At 63.7% G+C, this 10,497-nt stretch carries 12 protein-coding genes and 1 tRNA gene; 11 read left to right on the top strand and 2 right to left on the bottom strand.

What is annotated here, in order from left to right; translation table 11 throughout:
- Nucleotides 1-459: 459 nt before the first annotated feature.
- On the bottom strand, nucleotides 460-1,248 hold the full coding sequence (locus tag BMX93_RS10165) for a hypothetical protein (protein ID WP_143052885.1): 789 nt from the start codon (nucleotides 1,246-1,248) through the stop codon (nucleotides 460-462).
- A 327-nt stretch (nucleotides 1,249-1,575) separates the two neighbouring features.
- Here BMX93_RS10165 and BMX93_RS10160 point away from each other — a divergent pair, with 327 nt between their 5' ends.
- The 11 genes from BMX93_RS10160 to BMX93_RS10115 all read left to right on the top strand — a co-directional run bounded on the left by BMX93_RS10160 (nucleotide 1,576) and on the right by BMX93_RS10115 (nucleotide 10,376).
- The gene (locus BMX93_RS10160; protein WP_091970704.1) at nucleotides 1,576-1,902 is read left to right on the top strand and encodes a hypothetical protein; all 327 of its coding nucleotides are present in this window, start codon (nucleotides 1,576-1,578) and stop codon (nucleotides 1,900-1,902) included.
- Nucleotide 1,903: 1 nt separating this feature from the next.
- On the top strand, nucleotides 1,904-2,206 hold the full coding sequence (locus BMX93_RS10155; protein WP_091970702.1) for a hypothetical protein: 303 nt from the start codon (nucleotides 1,904-1,906) through the stop codon (nucleotides 2,204-2,206).
- 260 nt (nucleotides 2,207-2,466) lie between these two features.
- A complete protein-coding gene (locus BMX93_RS10150; protein WP_091970700.1) occupies nucleotides 2,467-3,156 on the top strand; it encodes an MT-A70 family methyltransferase in 690 nt (229 codons plus the stop codon).
- Complete coding sequence (locus BMX93_RS10145; RefSeq protein ID WP_091970698.1) at nucleotides 3,156-3,380, top strand: hypothetical protein; 225 nt, start codon at nucleotides 3,156-3,158, stop codon at nucleotides 3,378-3,380. The genes BMX93_RS10150 and BMX93_RS10145 overlap by 1 nt, the downstream gene beginning before the upstream one ends.
- Nucleotides 3,381-3,558: 178 nt before the next feature.
- Nucleotides 3,559-3,783 carry a hypothetical protein gene (locus BMX93_RS10140; RefSeq protein ID WP_091970696.1) on the top strand — a complete coding sequence of 75 codons (225 nt, stop codon included), beginning with the start codon at nucleotides 3,559-3,561 and terminating at the stop codon, nucleotides 3,781-3,783.
- Nucleotides 3,776-5,953, top strand: a complete 2,178-nt coding sequence (locus BMX93_RS10135) for a type IV secretory system conjugative DNA transfer family protein (protein ID WP_091970694.1) — start codon at nucleotides 3,776-3,778, stop codon at nucleotides 5,951-5,953. The genes BMX93_RS10140 and BMX93_RS10135 overlap by 8 nt, the downstream gene beginning before the upstream one ends.
- A 235-nt stretch (nucleotides 5,954-6,188) precedes the next feature.
- Nucleotides 6,189-7,046 carry a replication-relaxation family protein gene (locus tag BMX93_RS10130; RefSeq protein WP_091970692.1) on the top strand — a complete coding sequence of 286 codons (858 nt, stop codon included), beginning with the start codon at nucleotides 6,189-6,191 and terminating at the stop codon, nucleotides 7,044-7,046.
- Nucleotides 7,043-7,378, top strand: coding sequence for a hypothetical protein (locus tag BMX93_RS10125; protein ID WP_143052884.1), 336 nt, complete (start codon nucleotides 7,043-7,045; stop codon nucleotides 7,376-7,378). The genes BMX93_RS10130 and BMX93_RS10125 overlap by 4 nt, the downstream gene beginning before the upstream one ends.
- Entirely contained in the window at nucleotides 7,375-8,232 is an 858-nt protein-coding gene (locus BMX93_RS10120; protein ID WP_091970687.1) for a hypothetical protein, read from the top strand. Before BMX93_RS10125 ends, BMX93_RS10120 begins: the two co-directional genes overlap by 4 nt.
- Nucleotides 8,216-8,443 (top strand): hypothetical protein, encoded by a 228-nt coding sequence (locus BMX93_RS12950; RefSeq protein ID WP_177170180.1) that lies wholly within the window; start codon nucleotides 8,216-8,218, stop codon nucleotides 8,441-8,443. Before BMX93_RS10120 ends, BMX93_RS12950 begins: the two co-directional genes overlap by 17 nt.
- Nucleotides 8,430-10,376 (top strand): recombinase family protein, encoded by a 1,947-nt coding sequence (locus BMX93_RS10115; RefSeq protein WP_245725824.1) that lies wholly within the window; start codon nucleotides 8,430-8,432, stop codon nucleotides 10,374-10,376. The genes BMX93_RS12950 and BMX93_RS10115 overlap by 14 nt, the downstream gene beginning before the upstream one ends.
- Here the strand turns inward: BMX93_RS10115 and BMX93_RS10110 are convergent.
- Nucleotides 10,339-10,415 (bottom strand) — tRNA-Pro (locus BMX93_RS10110). The two genes, BMX93_RS10115 and BMX93_RS10110, sit on opposite strands and share 38 nt — an antisense overlap.
- Nucleotides 10,416-10,497: the final 82 nt, after the last annotated feature.

The raw sequence follows: 10,497 nt of genomic DNA, 5'->3' as shown, positions 1-10,497 counted from the left end.
ACTGTATCAGCATTGGTTCTTTCCCGTCAGGATAACTAGTGGTGGTACAGTAATTATCCCAAGGAAAGGGCCAATGCCCTAAGCGAAACGCCGAGATAGGAATAAGTCTCTTAGTCGCCGACGCGATGATAACCAAGGGATCCATACTCTATCCTTATGCCGACGGTGATTCCCCCGGCTGGATCTGGAACGGCACACCACACGCTTCGACCTCGACAGGGCCAGCACTGTAGCCGATTCCCTCAGTAGGAAGCGCCCGCACCTCGCCTCGTCGTCGAGGTGCGGGAGGTCTTCGTATTAGCCCTAGTCATACGTGTCCATCAGGGATTTCGCTTCCGCCGTTGACTTGCTGGCGGTGTTGATCACAGGTTTCTCGGATTTCTGGCACCGTATCAGGGGCTCGCGTTGTCTGTGAATAGCGAAACTCAAGGGATCAGTTTCGGCGTGAACTCGGGGGTACTACCGCATCGTCTCGTCGTTCCATCCAGCCAAACGCAGTAGTGCTTCGGCATTGAACTCGGCGTCCCCATGTGTGATGCGTTGCCCATAACGATCGACGTACGCCTGGATCAGTCGTCTGACGGCATCGACTTCGTAGTCTCTTGCTTCGTACGCCTGTGCGAGCACCCGCCGGCTGGTCTCTGGTTCAGTGGGATCGTAGGGCCAGGTCTTGAGTCGCTCGACTCTGAGGATCTCGGCTCTGAGCGCATACACGTGTGCCCAGACCCGAGAGAGGAGTTCCTCATGTTCCGCTGCCTCGGCGTTAGCAACATCGCCCTGCCGGATCATCGGAGTATCGCCGGATGACTCCAGGGGTGGCGGTACTGCTCGTCCGCGCGGGATGTAGTTCTGCGAGTCGCGGTGCAACTGCCAGGCAACCTCGGCGACGACACCGGGTTCAATACGTTTGCGGAAGTGCTCAGCCTCCCGGTCGATCAGCTCAGCTGCCCGTTCCCGACGTCTCGTAATGGTAAGCCCGCGCGAACCGGGCGCGATACCGAACAGCACCCGGGCGGCTTCGCCCAGCGCGTCATCAGGGTAGTTGACGAGAAGCCGCGCCAACAGGTCATCTAAGGCTTTGACGCGGCTGAGCCGGTGATCGGGTTGGATGCTGCGCGCCACCACGCCCCGGAGCCCGAGCAGTGTCTCGTCACTGAAGTCCGGACTTACCGGCAGACCCGCTGTAACGATCGGCCGTAACGACCGCGCGATCACCTTCACATCAGGCGGGGTCAGCTGCGTTCTCACCGCACCCACCTCTCTTCGTCTGCCGCTTCCAGCGTAGCCAGAAAGCGCCCAGGAACTGTCATATCTTCCGCCCACCAGCGGCTTCGAGACTCAGAACGACAAGGGGAAACACCCCAGCTGTGGCACCCCAGCAGCAGCTCTCGTTCACCGTCAGGAGTCCCGAACTTTGGACACGCTCATCCATCCTTCAGTGCAGCATGCAGCACTTCTGCTGCGCTCGGTCGCACTCGCGGCTGATCCGTCCCTCGGCCATGCGGCGGCGTCAACGCCGCGGTCTTCCTCAACCTCTTTCATCCGCTGACACCCATCCAGAAAGAAGGAATCATCATGTCCGCTCTCATCCCCTCCCAGAACCACACGCCGAGCGGTGGCCTGTTCAGCATCTCTCCCGGCACGGCTGCTGAGCGCCACCAGAGCAACGCACTGGCCCGGCAGACCCGCCAGGAGATCGAACAGATCACCTCCCGGGTCGAGGTCGAAGCCACCGCCGAAAGCGCCCGCGCCTTCCTGGTCGCCCACGCCCTGACGAACGTCGCCACCCTCGTCACCCAGGCCGAAGCCCACATGAAGGTCGCCCCGGCGGGCGGGCAGTTCTACGAGCAGCTCATCGCCAGCTACGCCATCTCTGCCGGGCAGCGGATCGCGAGGCTCTGACATGAACGTCGACACCCTGTGGCACGGCCTCAGCATGGGCCTCGCCCTGGCCGGGCTCACGCTCCTCGCACTCGGGATCATCCTGTTCGCCCAGCTGCTTATCGAGGCCGCCACAGCCTGGTTCGTGCATCGACGTCAGGCACGCATCGCGGCGATCGAAGCCGAGCTTGACCGGAAACAGGAGCAGCTGCGCCGCACGATCCTGAGCCTCGCCCAGCAACTCGCCGCCGAACGCGACGAGGCCTCCCGGGAGATGGCACGCCAGGCGATCCTCGCCTCCGGGAAGACCCCACCGACAACTTGAGCCACGGCAACGGGAGGGCGCGACGCTTTCTCGTCCTCCCGTTGCCAATTCCACAACACCGAAAAACGCTGCCACTCACGCCGCTATTCGGCCTCTGTAGCCAGTGATCCATTCGGCGACCCGTTCGGGACGCCGTGAAATCCACAACGTCCCGAACGGACCATTGACGAATTCATCCCGACCCTCCATAAACGTCCATCCGCCGCCCGTGAAGCCACCAGCGCTTCATCAAATTCGGGCGGAGAAAGGAGATTCACCTCATGAATATCAACGCAATCGAGGACGCAAGCAGCATCCTCCCCAGCGGCTCGACAGAAGCGTCAGCACCGCTGGCCAACATGAACACAGCAGCTGAGCCGTATGACGCGGTGCTGGCCGACCCGCCGTGGCAGGGGCAGGGCGGGGAGAAACACTACCCGACCATGCCGCTCAGTCGCATCGCAGGGATGGGTGACGCTATCCGCGCTCACACGAAGCCCGACTCTTGGCTGTTCCTCTGGACGACCAAGTCACTCATCGAGGAAGCCAAGGACGTCATGAAGGCGTGGTCATACGAGGTGGGCGACTGGATCACCTGGGGCAAGCTCAACCGTTACGGCTTCGGCAAGAAGCACATCGGCATCCTGCACGCATCCGAGATCCTCCTCGTCGGCACGAGAGGGGACGTCGTCTCCGACTATCGTGCCCAGCCTGACTGGTTTGTCTCCCCATCCGGCCGTCACGCCGAGAAACCACTTGAGCAGTACGCCATCGCAGAACGAATCGCCGGGCCTGACGCCCGCATCCTCGAGCTGTTCGCCCGTACCCGTCGCCCCGATCCCCGCTACGGATTCTGGGGCAACGAACTGGAGACCTGCGACGTGAACTTCGCTCCGTGGGGCTACCCCGTACCTGCCGACAAGACGTTTCACCGCAAGAACGCGGCAGGCGGAGGGGTCGGTGATGCCTGATGTTCTCCACCTCGAAACAGCCCGGCAAGAACGACAAGGAGCCCGTCACGATGGCCTCCCGCATTCTCGGGTTCTGCTTCGCGGTGTTCGTGAGCGTGATCCTCCTGTATCTGGCGGTGGAGCTGCTGTCCGCGATCTGGGGCTGGTTGCTGCTGGTCGCCGGGATCGTCGCGGCGGTGTGGATCGGGCTGCTCATTTACCGCCGCTGGCGGGATCGTTGGTGAAAAGCATGTCCACATTCACCTCAAGAAAAACGTTGTGGAATACACAATCCCTCTTGACAAAGACAAATGAATACTTCGTAATCGTCCGAAACCCGCGTCAAGCGGAATCCGCACGACCTTCAGCGACTGCATGTAGCAAACGTAATTCGGTGACTCGCCGGAAGGAGGTGTGTGTTGTATGAGTCGGAAATCTCAACACCGCTACCGTAAACGCCCTGATCGCAGGGTCTGGGTCTTCAGCGAACTGAATCATGATCTGCGTCCTGAGCAGATCGCCAACGTCCTCACCGCCGCAGGGCTCGAGCAGGCCCGACTTGAAGCGGAAGCCGCCCACGAGCACGAACGGCAGCACACCCGCCAGGACTCGGCGGGAACACCCGAGAAGGAGGTGCCCGATGCCTGAGCCGATCCACTACACGAGGCTGCTGCCCGGTATGGAGCTGACCTCCGCCCAGGTGCAGCGCCTGATCGAGCGGCTGAGCACGCCGGAGTCGCCCCGTCCCCTGGTTTTCGAGACCTGGGCGGACGACGAGGGCATCACCCACCTGGTCGGGCGTGCGGAATCGGGGAAGCCGACCGTCCGCACGCTGCTTCGCACCCATCTACCGGAGTCACGCACGCTCCGGATCTCTCGGCCAGCGACACCGAAGCGGGTGGCTCGTCTCAGGCTGACGCCGAAAGCGATGCCGCTCCGCGACGACGCCACCTCGGATGTGCTGCACGGCATCTACAGCGTCTTCGCCGGGCGCCGCAAGGGTGAGACGATCGCGCTCCAGGTGGTGCTCGGCCGAGGTCACAGACCCGTGGCGGTGCCTGCGAAGATCCTCGACCCGAGCAGGACAGTGCCGGAACTCGTGTTGCGCGGCGCGGGGTCTGCGCCATCCGAGACGCGACGCCGGGTTGCGCAGCATGCCGGTCAGGCTCGGATCGAGGTGACCGTGCGCATCGGCGTGACCGCTGCCGTGCCGGAACGTCGTCAGCAGCTCCGTGGCCAGTTCCTCTCCGCACTCGAACAGCTCGAGGCGCCCGGCGCACGGCTGTCACTGGTGAACGAGTCACCGTCGCGTTGGGAACAGTGTGCGCTCGGGTGGAGGCCGCTGCCGCTCACCGCATCGCAACTCACCGGGCTTATCTGCTGGCCGGTCGACGAACTGGAGCTTCCCGGCCTGCCACCCCGGCACCCGAAGCTCATCCCACCGCCAAGCGGCATCACGGAGAAGGTGTCGATCTTCGCCACCAGCACCGCACCAGGGGCCGAGAAGCGTATCGGGATGACGCCAGAGGGGCGTCTGCTCCATACAGCGATCACGGGCGGCACCGGGTCGGGCAAGAGCGAGATCTTCGCCCACCTCGCACTGTCGGACATTACGGCCGGTAGGCCGCTGGTGCTGATCGAGCCGAAACGGCAGCTGGTCGACGCCATCGTCGCCCGTGCCCCAAAGTCAGCGGCTGGGCGGATCGTCGTCATCGATGCCGCGGAGCCGAACCCGGTCGGCTTCAACCCGCTAGACATCGGGGATCGTGATCCCGGCCCAGTCGTCGACGGCATCCTCGAAGTTCTCAAGACCGTCTTCACCGACGGATGGGGCCCACGAACCGAGGAACTGATACTCACCGGGCTCCTCACCCTGGTGGCGGATGGGCAACGCCGGGGCATCCCGCACACGCTGCTGGATCTGCCCATGCTGCTCTCCGACGACGGCTATCGCAGGAGCGTCATCGGGGCGGTCGCGGACGACCCGATCCTCGCGGGCTTCTGGGCCACGTTCAACGAACTCTCACCCGCAGGCCGCGCCAACATGGTCGCCGCCCCGTTGAACAAGCTGCGCAAGTACGTACTGCGCAAGAACATCGCCGCCGTACTCGGACAGGCACGGCCGAAGATCCGCGTCCGGGACGCGTGGAAGCACGACCGCGCCATTCTTGTCCCACTCAACGATGCACTGATCGGGCCAGGAGCGTCGCAGCTGCTCGGCGGCCTGATCGTCGCGGAAGCGTGGCTTGCAACCCAGGAACGCGCCACCGAAGACAACCCACGCTCACGCCCCGGCTTCGTCTTCATCGACGAGGTACAGCGCTACCTGCACCTACCAACCTCCATCGACGATGCCCTCGCGACCAGTCGTTCTTACGGAATTGACTGGCACGTAGCGCTCCAGGGACGAGGCCTCGTGCCTGCGAAGCTCGTCGATGCTGTCGAGCTGAACGCCAGAAACTTGGTCACCTTCGCGGCCAGCCCGAAGGACGCCCGGGAGCTAGCGAAGACGACCACAAAGCTCACCACCGACGACTTCCAAGCCCTCGCGCTCAGACACGTCTACGGCAACCTAGTCACGGACGGAGCACCGGCGGGATGGTTCTCCGCAAAGACCGAACCACCCGCGCCCGACTCCGGCCACGCCGACAAGATCCGTGCCGCCTACCGTGAACGGTTCGCTGGCGACGCCGCACCGACTGTCCATGCCGAACGCCGGTCAGCGCCGAAGAATGCGACGCCTCCACCAGGCGATGCATCACCGAGCGCGGGTGAGGTGCCTGCGGTGCGTTCGCATCAGCGGAGGAGACGGCCATGACGACGATGAGGACGTTCACGAGAGACGTGAGTGGGCGTTCGAACAGTGTCGTTCCTGATCCATTCCGTGATCCGTTCGATGCTCCGTTCGTTCTGCTGAAGCGTCCCCCTGTTCGCCACTGTTGCGGCGTTTCCATGCCGAACAGGGATGGGACTCCCGCTCATTCGAGCGGGGTACGGGGCCGCCACGCGGGCCAACCGCTCCCAGGCTCCTGGAGGCTGCAGGGAGGTGTCGCATGACACCGCGCACCCCCTACAAGATCGGGGAACTCCTGCTGCACCTGACCGACCGCGACCTACGGATTCTCGAAGACCTCGAACAGTTCCGCCTGCTCGATACCCGGCTCATCCAGCGCCTCGAGTTCCCCGTCGGCTCGCAGCCGGACGGGCAGCCGGGATTCGCCACCCAGGCCACAGCGACCCGACTCACGCTACGAGTACTACACCGCCTGGAGGAACACGGCCTGGTCGCCCGTGTCGGCCGCCGTGTGGGCGGACACGGGCGTGGTTCGGGCCAGACCGTATGGCAGCTCGCCGCCGCCGGAGAACGCCTCCTCCGCGCCCGACGCGGCGAAACCGGGCGCAGGCGCTACGTCGACCCCGGAGCCGGGTTCCTCGCCCACACCCTCGACGTCGCCCGCTACGCCGCAACCCTGACCGAGCAGGCACGAGCAGGCGGCTTCGACATCCTCGAACTACACACCGAACCCGCCTCCTGGCGACAATTCCAGGCCGCGCAGGGCGGGGCGCTCACCCTCAAACCGGATCTGGCGGTCGTGACGGCGGATGCTGAGAGCGAGACCCACAGCTTCGTGGAGATCGACCGCGACACCGAGCACCTACCCGCCGTGCTGCGTAAATCCGGGCTCTACCAGCGGTACTGGGAATCCGGCACCGAGCAAGCGAAAAGCGACGGACTGTTCCCGCTCGTCGTCTGGACAACCCCCACCGTAGAGCGCGCCGACAAGATCCGGCGCGCCATCCAGGAAGACCGCCGCCTCAACGCCGCGCTCTTCCACACGGCCACCGCCGAGCAATCACTCGCCGTGGTCGCCCCCTACACATCACCTAATCCGAAAGGAGGTTCACTATGACTTCACCATCAATCACTAACGGCAGGAACGCCGAGCGCCAGGAGATGACATCGGCACTCACGCAGATGCCGACCAAGGACGAGACCCGGCGAGCGATCAACCTCGTAGTAGGACTCGGGCGTCCCGAATTGCAGAAGACCCTGGCACAAGTGATCGCTGGCGCGATCGCCGACGCCGACCACACCGCCATGCAACAGTTCGCCGCTACCGGCGAGGTCGATACCGAGGCACTGCTCGACGAACTTGACCGGGTCGAGGTTCCCTTCGAGGAAGAAGCCTGGGTCGACGCGCTCGCACGCTACGTGCTGTTCATCAGCGGAGGCCGACAATGAGCGAACGGATCACGCCGAACCGCCACGACGCGGAGCATTACAAGCCGGTCCCAGAGCAGCTGCTGCGCCCCGCCGCTGAGCGTGAAACACCCGACTGGCGGCGCTTCGACGTCGCCGCACGCCGCTTCGGTGAACTCATCGCCGCTGGCATTGCCGAAGCGACGGGGCAGAGGCAGGATATCCGCAGTGGCACAGCGCGCTGCATCGCGCACGTACTCGGACGCTGTCTCGGCCGCGAGAGTGCGTTGGCGGACTTCGCCCGCACCGGCGAGGGCGACTACGAGACCCTGCGTGAGGAGTACCTCTGCCTGCATAACGACGAAGGTGTCACGGCGTCGACGCAGGAACTCATCGACTGGCTCGGCACCCACCTCATCCGCCAACAACACCCCGACGCTCGGTCAGCGACCTACGTCGAGGCCTACCCGCCGCGTCTGGACAACATCCTCGTTCCGACCGGCATCGAGGTGGGCGACTGGTACCTCCGCATCAACGTCCCCGGAATCTACGGCACGAAAGACATTCAAGATCTGACCGAGACGCTCGGGGAACTCTCCGTCAAACGGGACGCAGCTCTGCGCGCTTACCTCAGCCTGCCCGACACCAACGCCATGAGCGGCGACATCATGCAGGACTTCCATGACTGCTACCTCGGCGTCTTCGCAACCTTCGAGGAAGCAATCCACGAACTCGCGGAAGTCGACGAACGCGAACGTGACGTCTTCACCTACGCCGAAGACCGTCAGCTCGTCATCGAGCAGATGAACCCCGACTACGAAGCACTTCGCGAACAAGTCGCTGACGCGTTCGACCTCGTTGAAGAGGAGGACCGGATCTATGTCTTCCACAAGTAGCCAAGATCCGCTCGATGAGACCATCGCCCGTCGCCAGGGCGGGCGACCGCGCGTACCCAAGCGGGTGCGGGTCAGCTTCGAGCAACGCGACCGGCTGGACGTCTGGAAACTCGCCCTCGTCCTGCACGGCATCTACGCCCGCGATCAAGCACGAGCCAAAGCAAGAAAGCACGAAGAACAGGAGGCGATGCACCGTGATGACACCGGATAGCCGTGGAGAAAACTACATCACTCATCGACCCCTGTCGGATTCCCAGGAACCCGCCCTGACCAGGCAAAAAGGACTGGACTTCGAGGGCAAAGAGAGCGTTAATCCGGAGGACGTAACAGGAGGAACACCCATGAACCCGGCAACCCAGGAAACAACCATCACCCGAGAACCGACGCTCACGTCGATCACCGGCCTGGAGCACCTACTTAAGGACAATGGCGAATCCGAGCGCGCCACGCGCACGGGAGCGGCTGTTGTCTATCTGCGTGTCTCGACGACCCGGCAGATGAACACCGCTGCCGACCTCGATGAGGACGGCAACAGCATCGCCACGCAGCGCGAGTGGACACTGAAGAAGGCCAAGGAGCTGCGTGTCCCGGTGCTGCGCGAGTTCGTTGAACCTGGCCAGTCCGCGCAGACGATCGAGAAGCGGCCGGAGTTCAAGAAGCTGCTGCGCTTCATCGACAGCTACCCCGACGTGAAGTACGTCGTCATCTACATGCGCTCCCGCGTATTCCGCAACCACCTCGACGCCGCCATCGTCAAGCGCAGCCTCCGCGAGAAGGGCGTCGAGCTGATCTCCGCCAAGGAGAACTTCGGCGACGGCTACATGGGCGACGCGATGGAAGCGATCACCGACGTCGTCAACGAACTCCAAGTTCGCATGAGCGGGGAAGACATCAAGATCAAGATGGCCCACAAGGTCGAACGCGGCGGCACGGTCGGACGAGCCAAGCTCGGCTACCTCAACGCCCGCAAAGACTTCGATGGCCGACTCGTCAACACCATCGACGTCGACCCCGTCCGTGCTCCGCTGATCCGGTGGGCGTTCGAGCAGTACTCCACCGGGCAGCACTCGATCATGCAACTGCAGATGATGCTCGAAGACCAAGGACTCACCACACGCCCCTCATCGAAACGTGCGGCGAGGCCGCTATCCACGAGCCAGCTCGCGATGATCCTCCGAGACCCGTACTACACCGGCGTCATCCGCTACAAAGGGCGCCTCTACCCCGGACGCCACGAACCGATCATCTCCAAGGAACTGTTCCTCGCCGTGCAGAAGATCCTTGACGGCCGTAACCGCCGAGGCGACCGTGACCGCACCCACTTCCACTTCCTTCGCGGCCTGCTCTACTGTGCCGAGTGCAAGGAAGCCGGACGCGACAGTCGCCTCGTCTACAGCCAGAACACCGGCCGCGGCGGCACCTACGAGTACTACCTCTGCACCGCTAAACAGCGCGGCCTCTGCACCATGCCCAGCGTTCGGCTCGACGCCGTCGAGGATGCTGTCGCCAGGGCAGTCGCTGCTGAAGAGTTTCGCACTGAGGAACTGGTGGAGATCCGCGACCAGGTACGTCACGCCCTTGAAGAGATGCAGTCCCACGAACAAGAAGAGAAAGACGCGCTCCGCAAACAGCTCGACAAGCTCGAAGCGCAGGAGGATCGGCTGATCGACCTCGCCGCCGATGGCAAGCTCCCCAGCAGCAAGCTCCGCGAACGCCTCGAGGCCGTCACCCTGCAGAAGGGTGCCGTGGCAGAGAAGCTCGCCCGCACCGGCGCCCGCATCCAGCGCGGCGTCGACCGCGTCTACGCATCCGTTGACCTGCTCGAGAAGCCCCGTGAGCTGTACGAGAGCCTGCCCGACAGCGCCCGACGCAACCTCCTCGGCGCGTTCTTCAAACGCCTCAACGTCCTCGTCGCTGAAGACGGCCTCCACCTCACCAGCGAACGAACAGAGATCAACGAGACCTTCCACGAATGGCAGACGCACCACCGCTTCGCCGCACGCGCTCACGCCGCAACAAAAAGGACGGCTCCCCGCGAATCTGCGGGGAGCCGTCCTGACTCCCAAAATCGTCTTACTCAGTCCAAAGGTTTGAATAAGACGGTATTGGTCGGGCTGACAGGATTTGAACCTGCGACCCCTTGACCCCCAGTCAAGTGCGCTACCAAGCTGCGCTACAGCCCGCCGGGCCACCGGCCCGTTGCAGGACTTTACCCGACCGGGCCGTTGTGCGCCAATCTGGTGGGCGACCGGTTCCGCGTGCGGC

The sequence above is a fragment of the Propionibacterium cyclohexanicum genome, assembly GCF_900111365.1.
Lineage (GTDB): Bacteria > Actinomycetota > Actinomycetes > Propionibacteriales > Propionibacteriaceae > Propionibacterium > Propionibacterium cyclohexanicum.
Note: the sequence above shows the minus strand (reverse complement) of the source record. Positions and strands in the feature narration are given on the sequence as shown.

What these genes read in the sequence shown, in the direction of transcription:
- BMX93_RS10120 (WP_091970687.1), top strand. Translation starts at nt 7,375, where the DNA reads ATGAGCGAACGGATCACGCCGAACCGCCACGACGCGGAGCATTACAAG.
- BMX93_RS10140 (WP_091970696.1), top strand. Translation starts at nt 3,559, where the DNA reads ATGAGTCGGAAATCTCAACACCGCTACCGTAAACGCCCTGATCGCAGG.
- BMX93_RS10115 (WP_245725824.1), top strand. Translation starts at nt 8,430, where the DNA reads ATGACACCGGATAGCCGTGGAGAAAACTACATCACTCATCGACCCCTG.
- BMX93_RS12950 (WP_177170180.1), top strand. Translation starts at nt 8,216, where the DNA reads ATGTCTTCCACAAGTAGCCAAGATCCGCTCGATGAGACCATCGCCCGT.
- BMX93_RS10135 (WP_091970694.1), top strand. Translation starts at nt 3,776, where the DNA reads ATGCCTGAGCCGATCCACTACACGAGGCTGCTGCCCGGTATGGAGCTG.
- BMX93_RS10155 (WP_091970702.1), top strand. Translation starts at nt 1,904, where the DNA reads ATGAACGTCGACACCCTGTGGCACGGCCTCAGCATGGGCCTCGCCCTG.
- BMX93_RS10145 (WP_091970698.1), top strand. Translation starts at nt 3,156, where the DNA reads ATGTTCTCCACCTCGAAACAGCCCGGCAAGAACGACAAGGAGCCCGTC.
- BMX93_RS10150 (WP_091970700.1), top strand. Translation starts at nt 2,467, where the DNA reads ATGAATATCAACGCAATCGAGGACGCAAGCAGCATCCTCCCCAGCGGC.
- BMX93_RS10125 (WP_143052884.1), top strand. Translation starts at nt 7,043, where the DNA reads ATGACTTCACCATCAATCACTAACGGCAGGAACGCCGAGCGCCAGGAG.
- BMX93_RS10130 (WP_091970692.1), top strand. Translation starts at nt 6,189, where the DNA reads ATGACACCGCGCACCCCCTACAAGATCGGGGAACTCCTGCTGCACCTG.
- BMX93_RS10160 (WP_091970704.1), top strand. Translation starts at nt 1,576, where the DNA reads ATGTCCGCTCTCATCCCCTCCCAGAACCACACGCCGAGCGGTGGCCTG.